The 25,691-nt window shown below is 40.1% G+C and carries 22 protein-coding genes and 1 other RNA gene; 13 read left to right on the top strand and 10 right to left on the bottom strand.

Features of this window, described 5'->3' with window-relative positions:
- Nucleotides 1-61 precede the first annotated feature (61 nt).
- From ACLFKQ_RS10300 to ACLFKQ_RS10310, 3 genes are all read right to left on the bottom strand, one after another.
- A complete protein-coding gene (locus ACLFKQ_RS10300) occupies nt 62-1,840 on the bottom strand; it encodes a fatty acyl-AMP ligase (protein ID WP_448999737.1) in 1,779 nt (592 codons plus the stop codon).
- A gap of 167 nt (nt 1,841-2,007) precedes the next feature.
- Nucleotides 2,008-3,726 carry an ABC transporter ATP-binding protein/permease gene (locus tag ACLFKQ_RS10305; RefSeq protein WP_448999738.1) on the bottom strand — a complete coding sequence of 573 codons (1,719 nt, stop codon included), beginning with the start codon at nt 3,724-3,726 and terminating at the stop codon, nt 2,008-2,010.
- A gap of 19 nt (nt 3,727-3,745) precedes the next feature.
- The gene (locus tag ACLFKQ_RS10310) at nt 3,746-4,234 is read right to left on the bottom strand and encodes a low molecular weight protein-tyrosine-phosphatase (RefSeq protein WP_448999739.1); all 489 of its coding nucleotides are present in this window, start codon (nt 4,232-4,234) and stop codon (nt 3,746-3,748) included.
- A 226-nt stretch (nt 4,235-4,460) separates the two neighbouring features.
- Here ACLFKQ_RS10310 and ACLFKQ_RS10315 point away from each other — a divergent pair, with 226 nt between their 5' ends.
- Both ACLFKQ_RS10315 and ACLFKQ_RS10320 read left to right on the top strand, forming a co-directional pair.
- Nucleotides 4,461-5,870 (top strand): SGNH/GDSL hydrolase family protein, encoded by a 1,410-nt coding sequence (locus tag ACLFKQ_RS10315; protein WP_448999740.1) that lies wholly within the window; start codon nt 4,461-4,463, stop codon nt 5,868-5,870.
- A gap of 20 nt (nt 5,871-5,890) precedes the next feature.
- Nucleotides 5,891-6,031 (top strand): hypothetical protein, encoded by a 141-nt coding sequence (locus ACLFKQ_RS10320; protein ID WP_448999741.1) that lies wholly within the window; start codon nt 5,891-5,893, stop codon nt 6,029-6,031.
- Nucleotides 6,032-6,208: 177 nt separating this feature from the next.
- Here the strand turns inward: ACLFKQ_RS10320 and ACLFKQ_RS10325 are convergent, their stop codons facing one another.
- Together ACLFKQ_RS10325 and ACLFKQ_RS10330 are read right to left on the bottom strand one after the other, a co-directional pair.
- Nucleotides 6,209-8,122, bottom strand: coding sequence for a glycosyltransferase family 39 protein (locus ACLFKQ_RS10325; RefSeq protein WP_448999742.1), 1,914 nt, complete (start codon nt 8,120-8,122; stop codon nt 6,209-6,211).
- Between the two features lie 26 nt (nt 8,123-8,148).
- Nucleotides 8,149-9,732 carry a hypothetical protein gene (locus ACLFKQ_RS10330; protein WP_448999743.1) on the bottom strand — a complete coding sequence of 528 codons (1,584 nt, stop codon included), beginning with the start codon at nt 9,730-9,732 and terminating at the stop codon, nt 8,149-8,151.
- A 569-nt stretch (nt 9,733-10,301) separates the two neighbouring features.
- Between ACLFKQ_RS10330 and ACLFKQ_RS10335 the strand changes: the two genes are divergently transcribed.
- On the top strand, nt 10,302-11,243 hold the full coding sequence (locus tag ACLFKQ_RS10335) for an aldo/keto reductase (RefSeq protein ID WP_448999744.1): 942 nt from the start codon (nt 10,302-10,304) through the stop codon (nt 11,241-11,243).
- A gap of 50 nt (nt 11,244-11,293) precedes the next feature.
- Here the strand turns inward: ACLFKQ_RS10335 and ACLFKQ_RS10340 are convergent, their stop codons facing one another.
- Entirely contained in the window at nt 11,294-11,929 is a 636-nt protein-coding gene (locus ACLFKQ_RS10340) for a transaldolase family protein (RefSeq protein WP_448999745.1), read from the bottom strand.
- A gap of 232 nt (nt 11,930-12,161) precedes the next feature.
- Between ACLFKQ_RS10340 and trpS the strand changes: the two genes are divergently transcribed.
- The 4 genes from trpS (at nt 12,162) to ACLFKQ_RS10360 (ending at nt 16,990) form a co-directional block, all read left to right on the top strand.
- Nucleotides 12,162-13,172, top strand: coding sequence for a tryptophan--tRNA ligase (gene trpS / locus ACLFKQ_RS10345; protein ID WP_448999746.1), 1,011 nt, complete (start codon nt 12,162-12,164; stop codon nt 13,170-13,172).
- A 90-nt stretch (nt 13,173-13,262) separates the two neighbouring features.
- Entirely contained in the window at nt 13,263-14,150 is an 888-nt protein-coding gene (locus tag ACLFKQ_RS10350) for a methylenetetrahydrofolate reductase (RefSeq protein ID WP_448999747.1), read from the top strand.
- Between the two features lie 337 nt (nt 14,151-14,487).
- Nucleotides 14,488-15,753: a uracil-xanthine permease family protein gene (locus tag ACLFKQ_RS10355; protein ID WP_448999748.1), complete on the top strand. Its 1,266-nt coding sequence runs from the start codon at nt 14,488-14,490 to the stop codon at nt 15,751-15,753.
- A gap of 361 nt (nt 15,754-16,114) precedes the next feature.
- Nucleotides 16,115-16,990, top strand: a complete 876-nt coding sequence (locus tag ACLFKQ_RS10360; protein WP_448999749.1) for a DUF559 domain-containing protein — start codon at nt 16,115-16,117, stop codon at nt 16,988-16,990.
- 475 nt (nt 16,991-17,465) lie between these two features.
- On the opposite strand, the gene ACLFKQ_RS10365 is transcribed toward ACLFKQ_RS10360, so the two are convergent.
- Complete coding sequence (locus tag ACLFKQ_RS10365; RefSeq protein ID WP_448999750.1) at nt 17,466-17,903, bottom strand: pentapeptide repeat-containing protein; 438 nt, start codon at nt 17,901-17,903, stop codon at nt 17,466-17,468.
- 270 nt (nt 17,904-18,173) lie between these two features.
- On the opposite strand from ACLFKQ_RS10365, the gene ACLFKQ_RS10370 reads away from it, so the two are divergent.
- The 5 genes from ACLFKQ_RS10370 (at nt 18,174) to ACLFKQ_RS10390 (ending at nt 22,021) form a co-directional block, all read left to right on the top strand.
- Entirely contained in the window at nt 18,174-18,761 is a 588-nt protein-coding gene (locus ACLFKQ_RS10370; protein ID WP_448999751.1) for a TetR/AcrR family transcriptional regulator, read from the top strand.
- Between the two features lie 77 nt (nt 18,762-18,838).
- On the top strand, nt 18,839-19,240 hold the full coding sequence (locus ACLFKQ_RS10375) for a hypothetical protein (protein ID WP_448999752.1): 402 nt from the start codon (nt 18,839-18,841) through the stop codon (nt 19,238-19,240).
- Nucleotides 19,241-19,435: 195 nt separating this feature from the next.
- The gene (locus ACLFKQ_RS10380) at nt 19,436-19,864 is read left to right on the top strand and encodes an acyl-CoA thioesterase (RefSeq protein ID WP_448999753.1); all 429 of its coding nucleotides are present in this window, start codon (nt 19,436-19,438) and stop codon (nt 19,862-19,864) included.
- Nucleotides 19,865-19,933: 69 nt separating this feature from the next.
- A complete protein-coding gene (locus ACLFKQ_RS10385; RefSeq protein ID WP_448999754.1) occupies nt 19,934-20,587 on the top strand; it encodes a glutathione S-transferase family protein in 654 nt (217 codons plus the stop codon).
- Between the two features lie 321 nt (nt 20,588-20,908).
- The gene (locus tag ACLFKQ_RS10390) at nt 20,909-22,021 is read left to right on the top strand and encodes a potassium channel family protein (RefSeq protein ID WP_448999755.1); all 1,113 of its coding nucleotides are present in this window, start codon (nt 20,909-20,911) and stop codon (nt 22,019-22,021) included.
- 1 nt (nt 22,022) lies between these two features.
- Here ACLFKQ_RS10390 and ACLFKQ_RS10395 read toward each other — a convergent pair whose 3' ends face one another.
- A complete protein-coding gene (locus ACLFKQ_RS10395; protein ID WP_448999756.1) occupies nt 22,023-22,718 on the bottom strand; it encodes a succinate dehydrogenase cytochrome b subunit in 696 nt (231 codons plus the stop codon).
- 185 nt (nt 22,719-22,903) lie between these two features.
- On the opposite strand from ACLFKQ_RS10395, the gene ACLFKQ_RS10400 reads away from it, so the two are divergent.
- The gene (locus tag ACLFKQ_RS10400; RefSeq protein WP_448999757.1) at nt 22,904-24,394 is read left to right on the top strand and encodes a TldD/PmbA family protein; all 1,491 of its coding nucleotides are present in this window, start codon (nt 22,904-22,906) and stop codon (nt 24,392-24,394) included.
- A gap of 27 nt (nt 24,395-24,421) precedes the next feature.
- Here ACLFKQ_RS10400 and ffs read toward each other — a convergent pair.
- An RNA gene (ffs, locus tag ACLFKQ_RS10405) (signal recognition particle sRNA small type) lies at nt 24,422-24,518 on the bottom strand.
- Nucleotides 24,519-24,794: 276 nt separating this feature from the next.
- Nucleotides 24,795-25,664, bottom strand: a complete 870-nt coding sequence (locus ACLFKQ_RS10410) for a M48 family metallopeptidase (RefSeq protein WP_448999758.1) — start codon at nt 25,662-25,664, stop codon at nt 24,795-24,797.
- Between the last annotated feature and the right edge of the window lie 27 nt (nt 25,665-25,691).

Consider the following 25,691-nt stretch of genomic DNA (forward strand, 5'->3'; position numbering starts at 1 on the left):
GTACACTGAGGGTTAAATGATAAACCGTGAAAGCGGCGATTAATTATTAATTATCCCTCGACTAATCCACTGGTAATGCCCCTAAAGTTCCAGCTAAAAATCCCGCACGACAAATATGGCGTTGGATTTTGCCGCTAGAAGTTTTGGGAAGACTACCTGGTTTTAACAACAGAGCACTGTGGATCTGCAGCTCGTGATTTTTAGAAACCTCACGGCGAATTGATTGAATAAGCTCCCTAGCATCTGGATTATTGTCCGGTTCTTGCTTGCCGTTGGCTTTACTAGAACGGTTGCTGCTCCAGTAATAACGATCTATTTCAGCCAAAATAATTAGCTTTTCTTCACCTTCAATATTTACCGAAAAGCTGGCCGCGCAGCTCGGTCTAATTAGGGGATGACTTTCTTCTACCGTACGTTCGATATCTTGCGGATAGTGATTGCGCCCTTTGATAATAATCAAATCTTTAAGGCGACCAGTAACAAATAGCTCGCCGTTCTCGATAAAACCCAAATCCCCAGTACGCAGAAATCCTCCGAGCTTAAGATCTTCAAGATAGGCATTAAAAGTACATTCTGTCTGTAGAGGTTGATTCCAGTAGCCGCAAGCCACGCTACTACCAGCCACCCAAATCTCTCCTACTTCTCCAGGCTGACAAGAAGTTAGAGTTTCGGGATTGACAATGGCGATTTTTTGGTCGGGCAAACTCTGTCCACAACCAACGATGACGCGAGCATTTTCTTCTGTAGGCTCTGCGAGCACCACTCGATTTTGTTCTAAAGCTTTGCCCTTGACTGTTTTAGTAGTCACTCCAGTAGTTGCCGAGCCTCCAGAAATAATTAGAGTAGCTTCTGCCATACCATAGCAAGGGTAAAAAGCTGCTTGCCGAAATCCATAGGGAGCAAAAGTATGGGTGAATTTTTCAATAGTTTCATAATTTATTGGTTCTGCGCCGTTAAAAGCGATTTCCCAACTACTGAGATCGAGACCTGATAGCTGTTTTGGTTTAAACTTACGCACGCAGAGATCGTAGGCAAAATTGGGACCACCACTGGTGGTCGCTCGATACCGCGAGATGGCTTCTAACCAGCGCATGGGATTTTGCAGGAACATCAGGGGAGACATTAAAGTAACGGGAAAATCCCCATATAAAGGCTGTAAAATACCACCAATTAATCCCATATCGTGATAGGGAGGTAGCCAAATAACTCCTCTACTCTCGGTGGAATGGCGAAAGCAACGATAAATTGATTCGAGATTGTGGAGTAAATTACGATAAGCTATTTTGACTCCCTTGGGTTCGGCAGTAGAACCAGAGGTATATTGCAAGAAAGCGATAGTATCCCCTGATAATTCGGGTTGTTGCCAGTGTTGGGAGAAATCATTATCGAGGCGATCGCTCGTCAGCCAACGCAAGCTATTGAGTTCGGGATACTGGTCTAGTTTGCGCTCCAAATTTGTTAGTATGCAATGAGTGGTTAGAGCTACGGTTGCCTCGGCATCTCGAATAATACTTTGGAGGCGCGATAGAGAGCGATTGGGTCGGGGAGGATAGGCGGGAATCGCAATAACTCCAGCATAGAGACAGCCAACAAAAGCCTGAATATACTCTAAACCAGGTGGATACAGTAATAAAACTCTTTCTTGAGGACGACAGAGCGATTGAAGATAACCTGCAATTTCTCGAGCCTTTCGTTCCAATTCTCCATAAGTAAGATCGCTCGCTTCAGTTTCTCCATCGACTAATAGGGTGTAAACGGTTTGATTTGGACGCTCGATCGCCCGATAACGGAGAATATCGACTAAGGTAGCTGCTTTAATCGTATTTTTTAAACCACTCATTCACTTTTGATTTTTTAAATCAATTTACACCATATCTTATGCCTTGAAGTCTTAAATGAAAAATTAAGTCTTTGTCCTCATGCGCTAATGGTGAATAAATATCTAGCTTACATTAACTGTTAGAGGCGAGCCCAAACTCGTGTGACACCTTGTAAATAGGCAACTTCTCACTCAGAGTACATCTGAGAGGGATCTTTTAATTGCCAGTGGTTGCCCTCGGTCATTTCTAAAACTAGGTGATGGTATTTTACCAGAGTAGGACGATGACCGACGCTGACGTAAGTAGCTTGGCTTTGTTGTAAGCGGTGATATAAACTTGCTTCGTTATCTATATCTAGAGCACTGGTCGCTTCATCGAGAATAACGTATTCTGGTTGGTTAATTAAAATTCGGGCAAATGCCAGTCGCTGTTGTTCTCCTAAAGATAGAACTTCAGCCCAGTCTCTTTCTAGATCGAGACCACCAAAACGCTCTGCCAGGTCGGCTAGGTTAACTGCTTGTAAAACTCTAGCAATTTCTTCGTCGGTAATTTCTAAGTTGGGATGGGGATAAGTTAACTGATTGCGGAGAGTTCCCAGAATCATGTAAGGTTTTTGGGGTAGAAAAAGCATTTTTTCTAAAGCAGGACGATATATGGTACCTTTACCAGAATTCCACAAACCGGCGATCGCTCTTAATAGAGAGCTTTTTCCGCAGCCACTCGCTCCTACGATCAATAAACCCTGTCCGAGTTTCAGATTTACAGTTAAATCTTCTACTAATGTCTTTTGATAATTGGGCGTTTGTAAAGTTAAGCGTGCGGCAGCCAGACGTTCTTCAATAATAGTTTCAATAGTGGGTCGCTCTGAGAGCTTAAGCGCAGCAGTACCTTTCTTAGAACGATCTAAATAATCTTCAAAATCGGACAAACGCTCGACTCCTGCCGCAAATGCCGTTAGAGATTGAAAGCGAGCTACGATTAAGTTTAAGGCAGTAAAAACACGAGCAAAAGCTATTTGAGCTTCGGTAACTTTTCCGACTTCAAATTCTCCAGAAAAAACACTGGGAGCGACAACTATAGCGGGAATAATGTAGGGTAAAAATTCATAGGCGTTCGTAAACAATCCTAAATATAATTCTCGCCAAATAATCAATAAATTATAGTTACGAAAAGCCTCACTAAATATATTTCTTAATTTGTTGTTTTCTTGAGATTCCCCGCGATAAAAAGCAATAGATTCGGAATTTTCTCTAATTCTTACTAAGCCATATCTAAAATTCGCTTCTTTTCTTAATTGACCGAAATTAATTTTAACTAGTTTTTTCCCAAACACTCCTATAGTTATTAGGGTTCCCCCTACGCCATATATAACTAAGATTAAGACTAGATTAGAAGAAATAGTCCAAAGAACGACACTAAAGGCAATAATTTGGAAGATTGAGTTAACTATAACTAATAAAAATAATAAAGAATCTTGAGTAAAACCTCTAACATCTTCAGCGATACGCTGATCGGGGTTATCTATAGCTGTATTGAAATTTCCCAATTCATAGAAAGAGCGGTTACTCAAATAACGATTCAAAAAATAATAAGTCAGCCATCGACGCCAGTAAATACCTACTTTTTCTTGAAGATAGTTAAATCCAGCAAATAACGGTACGTATAAAATTAATACAATTAGAAAAATTTTAATTGTATTCCAAAATCGAGCTACGTCTTTAGCAGATAAAGAAGAAATAATTTCTCCTTGTTTTTGAGTCAGTACGACGCTGAGTTGCGTATAAGCAATTAATAGAACAAAAAGTAGACCTAAAAGAGTCAGCGCACCTTTTTTTTCATTTCCCAACCAATAAAGTTTGGCAATTTCCCAAAACTTTGAAAAAATTTTCAAATTGAATCGATTCATTATAATTTAAGTTAGATTATTATTTGCTTTGATAAGCTTCGGAGTTAATTACATAATTTAACAATCCCTCACAGGCATCGAACAAAAGATCCATTACTCGCTCGAAACCCTCTTGTCCCCCATAATAGGGATCGGGAACTTCTCGCTCTTGATAATTAGTCGCAAAATCACAGATTAAATAGACTTTATCTTCATATTTACCCTCTCGATCCAAATATAAAATGTCCTGGTAATTTTCCCGATCCATAGCTAAAATCAGGTCAAATCGTTGAAGATCGGAGGGATGTAATTTACGCGAACGACCTCGAAGTTGTAAGCCTCTTTGGAAAGCGGCAGTACTCATGCGGCGGTCTGGAGAAGCGCCAATATGGTAGCCAGAAGTTCCTGCAGAATCACAAACAATTTTAGTTTGTAATCCTGCCCGTTCGATTAGATGATTCATGATATTCTCTGCCGACGGAGAGCGACAGATGTTACCCAAACACACAAATAGTAATTTGTAAGTCATAGTTAATTAATGTATTGTGACCGGCTTTCGTTGTTGGCAAAAAAACAGATTGGGGTAAATAAATTAAAGAGTAAAACAAAAGAAGGCAAGCTAGAAAACGAAAAATAAACTGAATTCTAACGCCCAAGAATCGATTATAGACTGTTGTAATACTTAAAATAAATACAATCGCTAGCAATTTTTTATTTATTAGATAATAAGAAAATACATACAAACAAGTTGGTCTATGTTCAAACGACCTCAAAAACGTTTAATTTTTACCAGACGCAAACCCAAGCGGAGTCCGAAATTTTCCTGGGTGTGGACGATTGTGTCTCTGGTTTTATTTCTGGTAGTGTTAGAACTTTTAACTCGGGTTGTAGTCGATATTAGCGGCGATCGCCCTAAGTTTACTCCAGCTACAGTAGAACCAGATTTGGCTAGAGCCTATCAGCTTAAATTTGTTAGCGAAACGGGAGAACCTTACGAGACACTGGAGACAGAAGGGACTCTGGTGGTCAAACGTAGCCTGTCTGTCGGTTATCAGTTGCAGCAGTCCCAAAACAACCAATATTGGCAAATCAACCAACAGGGTTTTCGCGATCGCCAACCAGTTGCCACGACTAAACCTGAAGACGAAATGAGAATTTTTCTTCTCGGTGGCTCGACAGCTTTTGGTTATGGTAGCTCTAGCAATGAAACAACCATTAGCGAACAGTTAGAAGCCAGACTACAGCAGCGGTTGGAACAGCAAAAAAATCTACCTCAACTCTATCAACCCGATGTCTTACCAGCAGATGCCAAGCAACGTCAATTGGCTTTAGCCAAACCAGCTAAGCTCCAACCCAAACAATACCGAACGATTAATGCTGCCGTTCCTGGCTATGCCTCTGGTAATCAGTTGGCACAGTTAGCCCTGCAAATTCTCAGATATAAACCCGACGTAGTGGTTATTGTAGATGGCTATGCCGATTTAATGCTTCCTAGTGGCGAACAAGCAGCGGAGATTCCCCAGTTAGAAGAATATCTCGATAGTGCGCCTACCTACTTTCGAGCTTACCTCAATCGTTTTTTAGAACCCGTAGCCGACAACAGCCAATTAGTTCAAATAGTTAGCAACCGCTGGCTAGATCCGCAAAATTTTCAGCAGAGTTCTAAGTTTTACCTTAATGAAGATTTAGATAATTTGGTTAACTATCTACCAGAAGATGAAGTGGAACTAGAAAAAAGAGTAAACCGCTACTATGAGAATCATTTCCAAATTCTCAAGCTTTGTACGGCGGCACAAATTCCCTTAATCATGGTTACCCAGCCAGAAATTACGGGACAAAATCCCAAACAGCTCACAGAAGCAGAAGGCGCGATCGCGTCTCAATTGGGCAGAGAATACATTCAAACAGTTAAAAATATTTATCCTCAATTTCGCGCTGTCAATCAAAAACTAGCTGATGCTTTTCCCCAAAACGTCAGAGCGGTTAACTCGTACGATCTCAGCGACAAGTATCCTTCACCAAGTTTTATCGATCCCATCCATCTAACCGATGAGGCAAATCAACAAGTTGCCGAGGAAATATATTACGCTGTTGCTGCATTATCCAAACTACAAGTACAACCTCGTCAACCTTCAACCCCAACTGAATCTCAAGAGGTACGATAGATTTCTTCAGATATTAAATAATGGATATTCGAAAAAAAGTCAGCCATTTAGAAACAGCGCTACATCTCAAACGCCCTTGTCTTACCTTAGCCGATTTAGACCGCGCCTTAACAATTGATTGCGAGATTGTGGGTCTTCAACTCGATTATTGTAGTAGGTAACATTGACATTATTTGCGGCATCATCTAGCCAACTGTTGACTGCTATTTGAGATGGCTTTTAATAAGCTCCATAAGTTTAAGCTATCTGCTTTATATATTCTTGCCTAACAAACTGCGGTCATTACCTACGCTACGAGGCTGGGGCTGGATGGGGTTCATTATGAAGTGAATATATCTTTACTCCGAACACCAAATCTGTTTAGCAGCAGCATTACCATAAAGCTTTCTTGTCTCAACTACCAATAAAGGATCTCCTGCATTCTCAGGTAAATTTCTGGCTAGCGGATCGCTGACATCATCTGGTTGACGCATAAAGTCAGTGACAAAAACTACCGGGCGATCGCTTTCCCAATATCTCTGTAGCTGTTGTTTGGTAATTAAATAGGATGGTGGAGAACCCGGAAAGTTAGGGGGAATGCGATTTTTGCCTCCGTCGGACAGAACCTTTACCGTGCGATATAGGCGATCGCCTTCCCCTGGCTGCCATCCTGCCGGCAGAGATATCCGCTCGCTAAATAATTCTCTACGAGAATACTGTTTATTTTGATTGAGATAGTAGCTAATTCCACCAGCCGCACCAATTTCTCTGGAACCTTCAAAAGTCCACAGAGTATTGATATTCAAACAAGTATTGGCTTGCTGCACCAGGGTTTTAGAAGAACGAACATCTTGATAGATAACAAAACCTCTGATAACAGCAGCATAGGTAATCAGCAGCGCGAGCAACATCGGCAGCCAAGTCAAACGATATCGCTTTAACATTGCCACCCCCAAGCCCAACCATCCTAAAGCTAAGGCGAACGCTACGAACCTTAATAGGCGATCGATTTCGGCGTTAGTAACAGTTTGAGGAATAACAGCGATCGCACTAGCAAAACCCAAACCAATTAAAATTGCGCTCGAACCATAGACAACTAAAGAAGAAATTGCTCCTATCGTAGTTTTCTTGATAATTTTATTAGAGTACCAAGTTTTACTCCACCATCCTCCACAGAGCATAAGGTAAGGGGGAACTGCGGGGATACTATAGTAAACTAATCTGGAAGATACAGGCAAAAATACAACCACCGGTAGCATAGCAGCGATCGCGATTAGCAAGACACCGTCGCTACGTTCTCGATTATTAGTTGGAGTTCCTTTTGACAAACCTTTGTGCCACTCCTGCCAGGTAAACCTAACTACAGAAGGAAAAAACAAGCTCCAGGGGAAACACCACAAAGCGGTAACTGCCAAATAACCGAAGATACTAATTTTGACAACTTCGTAGTCTGGAGGAAAACGGCGATCGAGCAGGCGATCGAAATGTTCGTTGATGATAAAATAGTGCAGAAAACCTGGATTATTTCTTTCTACGGCAATAAACCAGGGTAACACTACAGCTAATAAGATCGATAAACCCGTAAACCAATAAATGGGCTTTAGTAGCTTCCATTCTCGTCTGAGAACTACTACAATAAACCAGCTAACCAAAGGAAAGGCGATCCCAATTAATCCTTTCGTTAGCAGACACAAACTAACAAACACATAAAAAGCGCAGCTATAAAACCAAGTTTTGTTACTATGGAGCGATCGCCACAAACAATAGTAACTGGCTAACAGTAAAGTTCCGAGTAACACATCAATGAGAATTTGATGAGTAAAAGTAAACCAGCCTAAAGTAACCGAAAGCATTAAAGCCGTAAGACGACTGGCATAAACTCCCCATAGCTGTCTCGTCCATTTCCAAGCGATAATTATTGCCAACCAACCAGCCAAAGCTACAGGAAGTCGCGCCGCAAATTCACTATCGCCAAATAAACGAGTAGTAAAAGCGATCGATAAGTATAGTAGAGGTGGTTTGTTTAAATATGGTGCGCCGTTGAGATGTGGGGTTATCCAGTCATCGCGCAACACCATTTCTCTACCAACCATAGCAAAATGAGCTTCGTGCGGTTCGTATAAGCCATAGTTGCCAATACCTAAGAGCATGATGATTAGTGTCAGCAGCAGGAGCAACAGATCGAACCAAGGTATATTTCTAATCTCCAACTGTACTCGATCGCTTAGCAAATTTTTATCTAGCAGACGGAAAAAAACTATATTTCTCAGCAAGTATACAAAATTGACAATCCTCTAGTCTAATCAGATCTCGCTCTGTTGTCGATAATCTCGTTCTCGATACATTTGGCACTTAAAAGAATTAAATTATCGTTCTCAAACATACGACAGCCTTCAAACTTAGTTATTAGAACTGGCTGAGAATTTTGCTGGAGAAAAGCGATCGCTCTTTTTGCTTGTGGTTGAAACTGCATTAACCAATTATTATTTTCCAGATAATTTACTGTAAAAGCATCACGATCTAATAACCACATATCTAAATTATATTTATCGATAAAAGTTTGAATTACTTCTAAGTTGTTACTATACTGCGCCGCAATTAAATCTTGAGTTCGTTGGCGAAGAGGCTGATAATAATCTAAATGATAGGGAATGCTATATTCTGCTGCCGTCAAAACAGAACGCTCTGCCAAACTGGGAATAAAATCGGCTTCCTGACTCAAAGATGCAATTAAAATATCTTTTGGCTGTTGCTGCAAAAACTGATAGAGTTGGGGGGATTTTCCCGTAACGTAACCGAGTCGATAGGGATATGCTCGTACCGCATAAGTTGGATATAATAATGCGCTGACTATGATGATAGTAAGTAGGGGTTTGAGAAATTTTTGATATTTAGTAATACGATTGAAAATAGGGTTTAAAATAATTGCGATCGTCATGCCATTTACCAGAGCAATAATAATTCTCAATGTATGCTGAGAATAACGGCTTGGTAAATGTAGTTTATATAAGAATATATGGGCTAAAGCAAACATAATTAAAGAGGCTAAAAATATCTGCCAAATAACTTTAATATTTTTATTTATCTTAGTTACTAAAGGAAATTGTCGAGGAAATACTCGTAAAATTGGCAAACATAAACCGAAAGAACACAACAAAACATATTGCCATTCGCGAGGAAAAAAACCACTTCTTGGTGCATACAGCCAAAATACTAGAGAATTATCGAGAAAGAACTCGTTTCTTCCACCCGAATAAAATTCTGGTAGAGTTTTAGCAGTTGCCAAACTAACAACTTGACTAAATTCAGAAGTCTGCAAAGCATAAATTCCCAGTATAACTATCGCAACTAATAAACCTATTAAATAAAACCAGCGATATATAGAATCGCGCCAACAATTGACCGCTAATATTATCAACGAAATCAAGACGGTTTGTGGATAAAATAAACCCTGAAAAATAATTGCAAAATAAGCCAAAAAACTCCGTCGTATTAAATAATAAACAAACCCCAGAAATAAGGGATAAAAAAAAGCTCTAGGCGTACCAGAAGAAAGATCGTCTAGCATCCAGAGATTTTGATTTAATAGCAAACTTGCTACAAATCCAGCGAAGGGAACGGGAAAAATTTCTAGACAAACTAAAAATAAATAAACTGTGGTAACTACACCAATAAGCACTGGCAAAGTTTTACTAAATAGAAAAGGTTTGATCCCCAAATTATTAACCAGTTGATATAAAACCTTATAACCCCAAGGCGCAACAGAAATAAAGTAATTAGCAATTAAATCTTGGCTAAATAAATCTGCATCGTTAAACTGTTGCATCCAAAATACGTGCTGTCGAGCATCATCTTGAATGGTATGAGGAGCAAAAGCTAGCATCAATCCAGCCACACTAAATAATAATGCTACTGTAATACTTAGGCTTAACCAAAAGTTTAATTTAGATTTCAGAATAAACAATATCCGCAAGTTTTATCTTATTGTTTGAGTTGTAAACTATATCAATTAAATTTAGCCAGCTTATTAATAATACATCGGTGCTAGACTTCTAGCTCAATCGCAGCAAGAACCATCATCGTCAGAAGAGTTTATCGACAGCCTAGAGCTTACTGAGCAACAAAGAGATCGGATTCAGGACATCTTAGACAGTTACCGACCAGAAATCCGCAGTATAAATTAATCTCACCTGAGTTCGGGTGGAGCTAAAATACCTATGTTTTGTTTTCTGAAGCTTTTATTTTTTCCTAAAATCATTCGCCAAAATGTGAATTGATAGAGAACTAAAAATTATTCTTCTACAGTAAATATAGTTCCCTAGATAAAACAGACAATTTGCATTTGTTGATGTCTTTTTGTCGCTTCTCAGTGCAGCGTATAAATTATGACAAGTCTTATTTTAGACTTCAAGTGATTTAAGCTCGAGAAATCAACAAAACAATTAGTAACCAATGAAAACACTATCACTTTCCGTCGGCAATATTTCTCTTCCCGCCTTGGGCATTGGAACTTGGGCATGGGGCGATCGCCTGTTTTGGAGCTATGGCAATGACTACGATGAATCCGATGTAGCTCGGGCTTTTCAGGCTGCGGTTGCTGGTGGGGTTCCTTTTTTTGACACCGCCGAAGTTTATGGTTTGGGAGAATCAGAACGATTAATCGGAAAATTTTTAAAACAAACGGACTCTCCGGTAAAAATCGCCACTAAATATTTTCCACTACCTTGGCGGTTTGGTAAAGAAGCAGTAGCTGAGGCTTTAACTGGCAGCTTAGAACGATTGCAAGTAGAGCAAATCGCTCTCTATCAGGTTCATACGCCCTTTAGCTTTTTTATGGGACAGTCTACTTTGATGGAAGCTCTCGCCTCAGAAGTCAAACGTGGACGTATTCAGGCTGTGGGAGTTAGCAACTACTCGGCAGAACAGATGAAGCAAGCTCACACTCTGTTGGCAGAGTATGAGGTTCCTCTTGCCGTCAATCAAGTACGCTATTCATTGATTACGCGCCAAATCGAACAAAATGGTATTCTCGATCTAGCTCGTCAATTAGGAATTACCATTTTGGCGTATAGCCCTTTAGCTCAAGGATTACTTACGGGAAAATATACCGCTGACAATTCAAACTCCATACAAGGTGCTAGAAAATTAGATCGTCGCTTTTCCTCGGCAGGATTGAGAAAACTCGAACCCATAATAACTCTGCTAGGGCAACTGGGAGCCAAATATGACAAAACTCCCGCTCAGGTAGCGCTTAACTGGCTCATCGCTCAAGGCAACGTTATCCCCATTCCTGGAGCTAAAAATCCTCGCCAAGCGCGAGATAATGCAGAAGCAGCCAACTGGCAACTCAGCTCAGAAGATGTTCTACAGCTTAATTCCATCACTTCTCCATAAATCGATAATTGCTGGCGTATTATAAATAAATCTGCCCAGCTACTAAAACCTTAATAACTGATTCCCGTTCCTTTTTCTTGAAACTCCACTACAGTTTTTTCTGATAGTTCGTGAACGGTCATTTGCTGTAAAATTGATAGGGGAATGGTAAGATGGTGCGCTCCTGCTCTTAAAGTCGCGGCAGCTTCATGGGGGGATTTGAGACTGGCGGCAAGAATAGTAGTATCGCTACCTTTTAAAATCTCTGACATCTCTCTAACCAATGCCAAACCATCACCCAGTAACCTCGTAGCGCGATTGACATAGGCGATCGCATATTTTGCTCCCGCTTCAGCAGCAATTGCAGCCTGAGCCGCACTGTAAATAGCCGTCACCGCACAGGTAATTTCCGAAGCTAAATGTGCAGTTACCTGAAAACCCAAGGTCGTAGCGGGAATTTTTAAGACTGTTTTATTACCAATAATTTCTCTAGCTTTTCTTCCTTCTGCTACCATGTCCTCAAAGTCTGTAGCGCAGAGTTGGTAGTATAATTTACCGGGGCAAATTGTGGCTAACTGGCTGAGAGTAGTTTCAGGAGATAAATCACTTTTTGCCAATAAAGTAGGATTGGTAGTAATGCCTTCGATCCAGCCTAAGCCTACAGCTATTTTCGCTTCTTCCACGAGCGCCGAGTCGAGATAAATCATATTGCTGTTTGGTAAAAAATTGGGCTGAAATAAATTTTAGATTAAACAGAAGGAAGAGGGAAGAAGGGTAACTTCTTCCCTCTTCCTTCTTACTTCGAGCGCAGCGAGTTAAATCGTGGTCGAAGTTGGAACCCTCGAAGAATAATAAAATGATGTCATACTAGGTTATTGTGGAGATTTTCTGTCTTTTGCCAAACTGACGGCAAGTTCGTAATCGGACAAATTTTTTAACATGAGTAAACAGCGCGTCTTATCTGGAATTCAGTCTACTGGTAATTTACATTTGGGTAACTATTTAGGGGCGATCGCCAATTGGGTAAAAATTCAAAACCAATACGAAAACTTTTTCTTTTTTGCTGACTTACACGCCATTACCGTTCCCCACGATCCCAAAGTTCTCGCCAAAAATACCTACAACATGGCGGCAATTTACTTAGCTTGTGGCATAGACTTAAACTGCTCTACTATCTTCGTCCAGTCACACGTCAGCGCACACAGCGAACTCACTTGGCTGCTCAATTGTGTCACGCCTTTAAACTGGCTAGAAAGAATGATTCAGTTTAAAGAAAAAGCAGTCAAACAAGGAGAAAACGTTGGAGTTGGCTTACTCGATTATCCGGTCTTAATGGCAGCCGATATTTTACTCTACGATGCCGATAAAGTACCGGTGGGAGAAGATCAAAAACAACATTTAGAATTAACTAGAGATATTGCAGGTAGAATTAACGACAAATTTGGCAAGAAAAAAGAACCCATACTAAAAGTACCAGAGCCTTTAATACGTTCTGAAGGAGCGCGAGTAATGAGTCTGGCAGACGGTACGAAAAAAATGTCTAAATCCGATCCTTCTGAATTAAGTCGCATCGAACTTCTCGATCCGCCTGAGATAATTAAAAAGAAAATTAAAAAATGTAAAACCGATCCTATTAAAGGATTGACTTTTGACGACCCAGAACGCCCAGAATGTCATAATTTACTTAGCTTATATCAGCTTCTTTCGGGAAAAACCAAAGCTGAAGTAACCGCTGAATGTCAGGATATGGGCTGGGGACAGTTTAAGCCATTGTTAACCGAAACTACTATCGAAACTCTGCGACCAATCCAAGAAAAGTATCGTGAAATTATGGATAATCGAGATTACCTCAACTCCGTATTGCGAGATGGTGCGACTAGAGCAGCATCCGTAGCTAACAAAACTTTAGCTAGAGTAAAAGATGCTATGGGTTATTTACCACCGTTGTAGAGTGTTAAATAGGTATTGGCGATCGCAGCGATTAACTAACGGGCAATTTAATCCTCCAGTAATGAAAAATTCACTATAAAACCAATTGATATGACCGATAATTTTCGTCAAGCCGTAGCCCAGGGACATTTTTTAGTTACGGCTGAAGTTGCACCTCCTAAAGGTGGTAGCCCTGCCAGAATGCTAGAGGTAGCAAAAAAACTTCAGGGCAGAGTTCATGCCGTCAACGTCACCGATGGTAGTCGCGCCGTGTTGCGGATGTCTTCTGTGGCAGCTTCCACCATCTTATTACAACACGGTATCGAACCAATATGCCAAATAGCTTGTCGCGATCGCAACTGCATTGGCTTACAGGCAGACTTGATGGGTGCTTACGGTTTGGGCATTCGCAATATTCTTGCCCTAACTGGCGATCCGATTAAAGCCGGAGATCATAAAGAGTCGAAAGCGGTGTTCGAACTAGAATCAGTTAGATTGCTGAAGCTAATCGCCAAACTCAATAGCGGTGTAGATTTCAACGATAAATCGTTGCCAGACAAGCCGTTAGATTTATTTCCAGGTGCGGCTGTCGATCCACAACTAAAAAGTTGGTCTGGTTTGCAAAAACGCTTCGAGAAAAAATTGGCAGCAGGTGCGCAGTTCTTTCAAAGTCAAATGATTACTGATTTTGACAAACTGGACAAATTTATGAATCAAATTGCCAGTATTGACAACAAACCAATCTTAGCAGGCATATTTCTGCTCAAATCAGCCAAAAATGCTCAATTTATCAACAAATACGTTCCTGGAGTTAATATTCCCGACTCAACCATCGAACGCTTGGCTAACGCCAAAAAACCACTACAAGAAGGCATGAAAATTGCTGCCGAACAGGTAAAACTAGCTAAAACTCTGTGTCGGGGAATCCACATGATGGCGGTTAAAAAAGAAGAATTAATTCCTAAGATTTTAGATTTGGCTGAAATTAAACCAGTTTAATGTCGCTTTCCTCCTGAGGGCAGAAGAGAGAAGGAAACACGAGGTTTTCTCTGCTATGAGCTGGCGATTCCTCTATAGCAGAATATCTAAATTATAAAGTTAAAGGCGATCGCCTCTATGAAGTAGAAAAATGTTATGAGTTATGTTCTGTTCAACTAAAAAACACTGTAAGTTAAAACTCAATTTGACAAACTATTCTCGATCGTAGTTGCGATCGCGATTGTATTCGGTTACGACCAATACTGCCTAGTTTGGAGAGTAGAAGAGATGATATTGAATAGTTAACAACTTTAATTTAATTTTCTGCCTGTCTCTCTTCAGACAAAACCAATCGATTATGAGCAAAGCTACTCAATCTACCGACTCGGCACCGCAAAGATTAATGTCTACTACTTACAAGCTGCGTTTCAGAGATATCGGCTTGGGTTTGCAAATGCTGTTTGTTGCGTTTGGAGCTTTAGTGTTAGTGCCTATTTTAGTGGGACTAGATCCCAACGTGGCTCTGTTTACTTCTGGATTGGGAACGCTATTTTTTCAGTTGGTTACAGGAGGAAAAGTGCCCGTATATCTGGCATCTTCCTTTGCCTTTGTTGCCCCAATTACTTTTAGCGTCGAAGAATACGGCGTGTCGGCTACTCTATCTGGACTAGCAGCAGCAGGATTGCTTTATTTAGTTTTCAGCTTAATTATTTTTTGGCGCGGTTCGCAAATTATAGTCAGAATACTACCCCCTATAGTTACTGGTTCCGTAATTATGGTTATAGGTTTAGCATTAGCTCCAACTGCAGTAGAAATGGCAACTACAGCCGGGGATAATTATAGTGAAACTGTAGCCTTAATAGTTGCAGCTGTTTCCTTGCTAACGACTATGTTGGCAGCTATCTTGGCACGGGGTTTGCTGCGTTTGATACCAATTTTGATTGGTATTACCGTCGGTTATGTAATATCTTTGCTTTTAGGAATTGTCGATTTTACTCCTGTAGGCGAAGCTTCCTGGTTAGCAGTGCCGCCGTTTACCCTACCGACTTTTAGTTTACCTGCAATCTTATTTATCCTACCAGTAGCGATCGCACCTGCGGTAGAACATTTTGGCGATATCCTGGCGATTTCTTCCGTCAGTAAACAAGATTTTCTCCGCGATCCTGGCATTCATCGCACTTTATTAGGAGATGGCTTGGCAACAACTCTGGCAGCATTTTTAGGAGGTCCTCCCAATACGACTTATTCTGAAGTCACTGGCGCAGTAGCCCTAACTAAAATATTTAATCCTGCCATTATGACTTGGGCTGCACTATTTGCAATTCTGCTTTCCTTTGCAGGTAAACTAGGAGCTTTACTACAAACAATTCCCACCCCAATAATGGGCGGAATCTTAATTATTTTGTTTGGTACGATTGTAACTATCGGCGTTAATACTCTGGTGCGTTCTGGAGATGATTTACTCCAGCCACGTAACACCGTAATTATGGCAACAATTTTGGTACTAGGAGTAGGCGGAATGAGCTTTGAGGCAGGAGCGTTTGCGTTAGAGGGAATTGGGTTATGCAGTATCGTAGGCGTGATTTTAAACTTACTCTTGCCTCAAGGTAAAAGTGTAGATTGATTAGGCAATCTACGATGAATTAATTTGTGGGATCCTTTTTATATTTATTTTGTTTTCACTGCCTATTTATTAAAATCGCAGTTTAGTAAAGATGGGTTTTTTATTAAAGAAACTGAGGTTAGGATAGTACAGTCCGAATCTTGGCGTGATAACTAATATGTTAAGTTTAGTAGTTTGCTCAACTGGGAATGCTCAAACAATCTGAAATATATAGATTAGTTTCTGAAATATATAGATTAGTTAATGATTATATTGTAGATTAGTTAATGATTATATTGAAGTATCTGAAGGATATCTTAATGGCTTTTCTTATAAGAAACATTACGAGTTCTATTCTTACTACTGCGATTTAGATATTGACGTGGCAAATTATGAACCTGGCACTACGAGAGAAAAGTTTATTCGTATTCTTGAAGAAGTAAATTCTTTGGAACAAGCTAAGATTTTGAAAGGAGTATTTAAAAAATTTCCTATTTCATCTTTTGATGTACAAGATAAGGATAGAAAACAAGAAATTTACGATGAGTATCAAGCAATAATTTTAAAACTTGAAGCTTGTCATCGCGGCAATAGCGGTAAGTTTAAAAATCTAATTTTTGCCGCAAATGGACTCAAACCTGAAATTGTTTTAACTGATGCGACTACCAATGATATTAAAATTGTTAGAAATGAAGAATACTGTCTCGTATATGACAGACCACTTCCAGAAAAAGGGCTTTTGTGGGAAGAGTTAGTAGATTGGTGGCGAGATCGTGAAAATTTAATTTCTAAAACTCGTTCCGAACAACGTCGTAGCCTTTTCCAAAGGCTGCAAGCATCTATTGAAAATAACAATTCAGAAAAACTCTTATTTTCAATATATTACAAAACTTTTTTTGACAAGTTAGGAGATAAACTTCCTGCGTTAATTCCACAAGTCTACTTGCACTACGATCCTTATACGTGCAAGCAACTAAACGGTTTGAAGCGATTAGTTCGGCAAAGAATGGATTTTTTATTATTGCTTCCATATGGTAAAAATATCATAATTGAAATAGACGGTAAACAACATTATTCCGAAAATGAGCGAGCAAGTCCTTATCTTTATGCCGAGATGGTTGCAGAGGATAGACGGTTAAAACTTTCAGGATATGAGTTATATAGATTCGATGGATATGAGTTTCTAGAACATAAGAAAGCACAGCAAATAGTAAAGAATTTCTTCTGCGATTTGTACAAACTGTATTCCATCAATTAATCGCTAGTCTCTAATAGTTTAAGATTGCTTTTAGACAAGCTTTTGAAAAGCTACTATTGATAACGTGTAAATACGAGCAATAGTTTGAGAGGTAAATTTACTTTACTTTTATAGCTAATGCAATCGCTTAACAAAAATGACCGAATATTATCTGTTATGAATGCAATCGCTACTCACTTTCTATAGATTTTTCCTCAATCCAATTATCTAATTCAACCTCGTTTATTTCACCGCTAGCAAATTGTTTGAATAAAACTAATGCTGAACTTAGATTGAATTACTTTCAATCCCATGAAATAGTAGGATAAAATTCTTTACGGATTTGGGAATTTCTCCTCTAAAAATAACAATTACTTTTCTAGCAAGACGATCGCCTGAGGTAAAGAGAAACTTTAAAGCGATCGCTCTTCCCAAGTCTATACGCTATTTTCAGCTAAAACTTATTTCATAGCCAGACTTTCAAAGCGCGATTAACTTATTCTTCTCCACCACCAATGGCAATACCAGTGTTAAAAATTTTGGCTTTAGTCAGATCTAAATTAGCCATTGATGCACCAGTAACGCTGGCATCGTATATAGTCGCAGCAGTAAGATTTGCATTGTCTAAATCAGCTTCATCTAAAACGGCATTGGTAAGGAAAGCAGATTCCAAATTTGCATCTTCTAAATCTGCACCAGTCAAATCTGCACCTTCTAAATTAGCACCGAATAAATTCGCTCCTTCTAAATTGGCATCTCGAAGATCTACACCGATTAGATGGCTATTCTGTAAGTTTGCGCTTGAAAGATCGCATCCCCGACATTCACCTGTATTTAATAGCTGTTCTACTTGAGCGGGGTTTTCTGCTTTAAGGGGATTAACTAAGGTTAATGTGGCGAATAATCCCAAAATAGTTGCTGTGGTAAATTTCATAATTTGTCTCCTCTACTTGATAGCTATAAAGCTAACTGGGTTTCATACCTCCTTACTACTCTTAGTAGTCACTTTGTTGACCGCATCTAATTTACTTTATAACCCTATTTTTTCATAGAACAAACTATCTAGAGTTGGAACAACCGATCGCAATCACCGAATTAGCCGCCAGTATAAATAAGTCTTGAGACATAAAAAGTTAATTAGGCAAAAGTTCCAGATTGAGATATTCTATTTAAAGACCGAACGGTCTTAATAACTAATTTACTTATGACAAAAGCAGAAGCAACTAAAGCCAAAATTATTCGACAAGCAGCGAAACTGTTTAACCAAAAAGGATATGCGGGTTCCTCTATTGCCGATATTATGCAGGCGACTGGATTAAAAAAAGGAGGAATTTACAATCATTTTTCGAGTAAAGATCGATTAGCTATAGAAGCTTTTGATTATGCTTATGCACTTATGAGTCAAAAAATCTGGCAGGCGGTACGTACTAAAACTAACGCTATAGAAAGATTGCAGGCGATGGTATCTAGCTATCTCGACTATATTGACGATCCTCCAATTGCAGGAGGATGCCCCATACTAAACACAGCTATAGAAACCGATGATACCGATTCTCCTTTACGCGATCGCGCCTTACAAGCAATGAACTCTTGGCGCAGTTTAATCGTCCGTATTGTCGAAAAAGGAATCAAAAAAGGCGAGGTGCGATTGCAAATAGAACCTGATGTAGTGGCTACGGTGATTATTTCTACTATAGAAGGGGCAATTATGATGAGCAAACTAGAGCGAGATGGGGTTCATATGGTTCGAGTTGTCGATCGCCTTCACGATTACTTAGATAGTCTAGTGTAATTAGCAAAATTTTTTAGCCCAAATCAGACCGAACGGTCTTAAAAAATAGCAGCCAGATACAAGTTGAGGAATAATTTATGAAAAGTCAAAACCTACTACTTTCGATCATAATTGTCAGCATTATCATTACCAGCATTCACTATACGGATAACGCCATCTTTATTGATAAATATCCGGAACCAGAATGGATAAAGGCATCTGGAATTTACCTTACTTGGGGTGCGATGAGCTTACTGGGTATGATTGGCTATTGGCTCTATAGCCAGGAAAAACGATGTTTGAGTTATTTGTGTCTTAATATTTACTCTTTGACTGGTTTATCTAGTCCGACGCATTATTTTTACGGTGAAATGTCGAAGTTTTTGCCTAAAATGCATACTTTTATCTGGTTTGATTTTATGGCAGGAGCTTTAGTAATAGGATTTGTAGTTTCAGAATTACTAAAAAAGGCTCTTTGGGAAAAGGCAACTGATACTTAATAGACTTGTTGCGTAATAACGGAAAAAGTCGCTGAACTGCTTATTCTATATAGCTTACAGCTCTCAAAGATACCGATCGCTTAAAACATTTGCTGTGTCTAGGTTTCAAGCAATTTTAAAGCCTATTTCGCAACAAGTCTAATAATTTGTCGAGAGCGATCGCTTATTGAAAAATTCAGCAAACAAATAATGTTAATGTCACAATCTCAAAAAGCTTTTGAAGTAGAGATTCCACTGCTGATTCAGACTTACGATATCGACTTTGCGGGAATTGTGAGCAATATCGTATACATTCGCTGGCTAGAAGATTTAAGACTCAAAATACTAGCAACCTATTTGCCTTTAGAAGAACTGTTAGAGCGAGGCTACTGTCCGACAATTACATCTACTCAAATCGAGTATAAAAGAGCCTTAAGATTGGGCGATCGCCCTATAGCTAAGATGTGGATCTCTAAGTTAGATCGGGTTCGCTGTACTCTTCAAGCCGAAATTTATCTAAAAGAACGGTTAGTAGCTACGGCAACTCAAGTGGGATTTTTTATGAATCTAGATACCATGCGTCCTTTAGCCATACCCGAACAACTGAAGAAAATTTATACACGACATCAACACCATAGAAAATAGCCAAGCACGCTGAATAAATCTAGGAATTATCTTATTCCCTATTCCCCATTTCCTACCCCCTTAAATATTATGCTGCAGTTTTACTATCATCCCCTATCGCCTCTAGCTCGTCGCGTCTGGATCGCATTATTAGAGAAAGAGATCGCTTTTGAACCCATTATTATCAATCTAAAAGACGGCGAACAGTTCAAACCAGAGTATCTAAAATTAAACCCATTTCATCATGTCCCCTTAATCGTAGACGATGGTTTTCGTGTCTTAGAATCTCTAGCAATATTAGACTATCTCGAACACAAATATCCCCAACCTGCATTACTGCCAAAAGAATTAGAGAGATTAGCCATAGTACGTATGGCGCAGATGGTAACGACCAACGAACTAGGTTCAGAGGTAATTCCATTAATTGTAGAAGAACCAGATTCACCCAAGCTGAAACAGGCAAAACGCAAACTAGATAGAGTAGTAAAATTATTTGTCGAACTATTAGCAGATAAACCTTACTTTGGTGGCGATCTCTTGTCTTTGGGAGATATCGTAGCGGGAAATGGAGTAATTCTAATTGCTAAACTGGGTTACGATCTGAGTCGGTTTCCTGAAATAGAAGCTTGGTGCGATCGCCTGATGCAAAGACAAGTCTGGCAAGAAACTCAGCCTAAAGCCGAACAACTAGAAATATTCAAACAAACGGTTATTGGATTGGTGCGATCGCGATTGAACAATTAAAACGATATATTATTTCTAGATTTTCTTGCTTATAAATCTAGTTAGATAAAAAGTTTTATAGGCGAGCTGTAAAATGTAATTTCGCCATTATTCTCTGTAAGACGATCTTTTTCAGTAACTAGCAAATCAATAAAAATACTGAAAATATTTTATCTATTTCAAATTCAAAAGTTCTCAGCTTAGTCTCCGTATACTATTAACTTTAGTAAGTACTTGCGATCGCCCCGTTCCAATCTTAAAAGTAAAAATTTTATTTATCGTATGCTCGAACACAGCATTCTTGTCGGGTAGTGAGATTAAATCGATAAGGTCGCATAGCTAATGATGTTAAAAGTTTCCTTAGCGATCGCCGCCTTATTTAACCCAAGACGAATCGAGATGTCATCTTTCAAACGAATTTGGATCGGAGGGATATTTTTTGCGATTACGCTCGTAGCTGCGATTATTGGCTATGTCTCGTTTGGTTGGACTGTGATGGACTCAGTTTATATGGTGGTGATTACTATCTTTGGGGTTGGCTATGGCGAAGTCGAACCGTTAGAAACACCAACCGAGAAAATTTTTACGATGGGAGTGATTTTAGCTGGGACTTCATCAGCAGTATATACCGTAGGAGGTTTTATACAGATGATTACTGAAGGAGAAATTCATCGTGCTTTAGATGCACATAGAAAATCGCGAGGAATTGATGCTTTGAAAAATCATGCCATTATTTGCGGATTCGGGCGTATGGGACAAATCTTAGCCCAACAGCTAAAACAAGCCAAACTAGAATTCGTAATTATCGATCTAGATAGCGATCGCGTTGCTAAAGCCGAACAAATGGGTTACTTAACTCAAACTGGCAATGCTGCTGACGAAAATATCCTGCAAAGCGTGGGAATTAAGCGCGCTAAAATGCTGGCGACAGTATTACCCGATGATGCGGTTAATGTCTTTATTACTCTGACCGCTCGCGGTCTCAATCCCAAATTGACAATTTTAGCGCGGGGAGAGTTACCCACTACGGAAAAAAAACTAAAATTAGCAGGAGCGGATCGGGTGGTGTTACCCGCAATCATTGGCGGAATGAGGATGGCTAATTTAATGACTCGCCCCGTCGTAACTAACTATTTAGAACACCGAGACGAAAGGGATTATCTAGACGAATTGCTGAGTCAAATCGACTTAAAAATTGACGAATTGGCAGTTTCTCAGAGTTCTAACTTGATAGGCAAAACTATCGATCGCCTAGAAGTTCGTGGCAAGAGTGCTTTTATCATTATCGCTATACGTCGCCATGACGGTACGGTAATTAAAAATCCCGACCGCCATACTATTTTGCACCCAGGAGACAGAGTGATTGTTATCGGTCATCAAAGCGATATTCCCCATTTTGCCAGAGCTAATGAATTGAAGAGTAAAATGCGTTACCGAGGCTCGAACATTCACTAAGCTACAAATATCCGAAATAAATTGCCAGGGGCAGAACGATAAAACCAATCGTAATCAAGACGGCTAAAATTAGGGCGATCGTATAGATCGAAGGACTGAGACGAGAATTTAGCAATCCCAAAGATTGAAACCCACTCCAGACACCGTGGCGTAAGTGAAATCCCAAAAAAATCATTACTCCGGCGTAACCAAAGGCGTAAGCAGGATGTTGAAATTTTTCAATGACTAATTTTGCCAAATCTCGCATTTCAACACCATCTATAGAAGTAGAATAGTAAGTCCCAAATTTAAACGTCTGCAAGTGAAAAATTAAAAACGCTAATAATACCAGTCCCGTAATCACCATAGAACGAGAACTAAGGGATTGTTTGCTGGGAGTACCCGTACTTTTAAACTGGCTGTATCTAGTATCTCTAGCTTGGTAGCTATTGAGCTTAACAGTAATGGCGCTCGCAATATGAAAAATAGCCAACCCTAATAAGACAAATTCAATGGCGTACAGAAAAATTCCCCAACTGTTGAGAAAATGCGCTAACCGATTATAGGCTTGGGAATCACTGAGCAATACCAAATTACCCGTCATGTGAAACAGGACGAAGAGAGTTAATCCCAAACCCGTAAATCCCGTAACGATTTTTTTACCAATAGGAGAAGTATAAAAATTAATGATTTTCGGGCGATCGCTGCTAGCAGTCATAAATCTATCGACTAGTAAATTAGTTCCTTAACAAAATTCTATCTATTACTGCGGGTTATAAGCAGGTCAACTCGCTCGAATCTACTCGCCACATACAGAAAAAACCTAATTCATTATGTCGGTCGCTGGTTTTGTTTACAATAAAAAAAATTAACTTAACTTACTAATTAATCGCATAATTTAACATGGTACAAGCTCCTGTCGCCAAGACTACTAACCGAGAATTAACAGCTTTAGCTATAGATTTAATTTGCCAAGCTGATTGTGAATATGGCGATATTCGCATTGGCAATTATCGTCACCAAAATCTCTCCGCTAGCGATCGCTCTTTAAAACGGCTTTCTGATAATGTTAGTTCTGGCTTTGGCATTAGAGTACTTCTAAATGGCGCGTGGGGTTTTGCCGCTTCCTATCACAAAACACCAGAAGAAGTAACCAGAATTGTTAATTTGGCAGTAGCAACTGCTAAGGGAAGCCATCTAACTCAGCAAGAACCGGTAAAGTTAGTTCCCGTTGCTGCCTATCAAGATAAATACATTACGCCAATCGAAATCGATCCTTTCGAGATCTCCATCGGCGAGAAAGCAGAACTATTATTAGATATTACCGATAAATTATTAGCTTATGGCGATCGCGGTATTAAGAAAGCTTCTTCCTTCTTGCGCTTTACTAGAGAAGATAAAATTTTTGCCTCTACTGTCGGTTCTAATATCGAACAAACCATTTATCGCAGCTATGCCGGTATGGGTTGTACTGCCATCGCCAATGGCGACGCACAGGGTAGAAGTTACGAACTGCCCCCGCTAAACGTCGGTTACGAACACATCGACAAACAAGATTTATTAAACAACATCGACCGAATTGCCACTGAGGCGATCGCCAAGCTCAACGCACCAGAACTAACTGCTGATACTGAGACGACATTAATTCTCAAACCCACCAACCTATTTCTAACTATCCACGAATCTGTCGGACATCCAACCGAATTAGACCGAGTTTATGGCTACGAAGCTAACTTCGCGGGAACGAGTTTTGCTACTACCGATAAACTAGGTAAATTACAGTATGCTGCCCCCTGGGTCAATTTTGTCGCCGATCGCACCCAACCAAAGGGACGTAGCACTATGGCTTACGATGACGAAGGTGTACCAGCCCAAGAGTGGTACGTAGTTAAAGATGGTATTCTCAACGATTATCTCACCGATCGAGAAACCGCCTATCGTCTTGGAAGAGATAGTAGTAATGGTAGTGCTTTCGCCGATAGCTGGTCTAGTATTCCAATGGTACGTATTCCCAATCTGAGTTTAGAACCGGGAAAAGCTGGAGGTAGCCACACTGCTACTCTTGCCGAGATGATTGCCGATACGGAAGAGGGAATTTTAATCGACGGCATCGGCAGTTATTCTATCGATCAACAGCGACGTAACTTTCAGTTTGGGGGCGATGCTTTTTGGCAGGTTAAGAAGGGGAAGGTGGTAGGCATGCTGAAAAATGTTACCTATCACAGCATGACTACAGACTTCTGGAATAGCGTTGATGCTATAGGAAATAAGTCAGAATGGATGCAGTACGGTACGAATATGTGTGGGAAAGGAGAACCCATCCAAATTGCCCAAATGACTCATGGCTGCGTTCCCGTCCGCGTTCGCAATATTAAAGTTGGTAGAAGTTCTTAGTGCTGTAGCTCGTAGAGTAACGCTCATAGCGATCCGGATATCGCGCCTGTCATAAGCATCCCGTATTGCTGCTACCTTCCGGTCCTGACAAGGTTTGGGCGTTATGACCGCACGAGTCCGAATCATTACCGATCCTAACACATTTATGCAGTCTAATAACTATCTATTCTGGCAAAACTTAAATTCGACAGCGAAGCCGAAGTAATAAAAGCGATGAGGTGAGTTTACTTCGATTTTGTTGATAGTTCATAGGGTTCGTTGCGTTCGTCGATCATTAGTTAGTTTTCCCTCGCTCGTTATTCGGTTCGTTGTTGATAGAAGTTCGAACGACCATCACCACTCAACAATCTGCAGAAAATTTCCTTTCATTCTATGCAGGTAATAAAGGTAATGAGTAATTCTACCAGTTGCGCCAGCCACCCTTACTCTGTTCCACAGCCCGATCGCCTGTAGCTTGGATAATCTCTTGATATTGAGACGAACTCGCCCAGCGGTAGATTTCTCTGGCGCGAATTACGGGAACTGGATGGGTGAGCTGGGCATTTTGTGCGGTTTGCAGCACTTCTCCCAGACCATTTTTGGCAATGTCGTCGTAAGATTTAGCCTGTTCGATAAAGGCATCTAGGTTTAGCTGAGGAGCGAGTGTCGGAGAACCCCCTGCTAACTTCATGAGCACCGACATGATTACTTTCGGGTCTTGTATGGCGAGTAAAGCGGCGCGATCGCAGCTAAATTCGGCGCAGCGTACCCACTGTAACATTTGTTCCTGTAAGGATTGAGCCAATAGCGCACCCCAAGTTGGCAAGAGATTTGCCGCCAAAATCATAATATTGGCAATGGTTAGATAAACTCCATGTTCGCACTTGAGATGTCCCAATTCATGGGCGATTACTGCCTGAATTTCTTCTGGTGTTAGCATCTCAATCAAGGAGGTATGCAGCATGATGAAAGGCTGTTTTCCTCGCATGGCAAAAGTGTAGGCGTTAGGAACCGGGTTTTGCTGTACGTATAGTTGAGGTGGTTCGAGATCGAGAATTTGACAGGCTTCTAACAGTAGTTTGTAAAGATCGGGTAGCTGTTTTTCGCTGACTAAAACGCTAGAAGCAATGTTATTAAGATAGAAAAATTGTTCGGCAACCGAACCGAGTATACTGCGAATCGCAATATCTAAGCCGGGCACCTGTTTAAGGGCAGTGGTTGCCTGTAAATCTAAAGGGTGACGAAAGCGATCGGCTCTCAAACCTATTAAAGCTTTTTTACTTAAGTCCATTTAATATATATTTATTTATAATTAATC

This window comes from Myxosarcina sp. GI1(2024) (assembly GCF_053543375.1).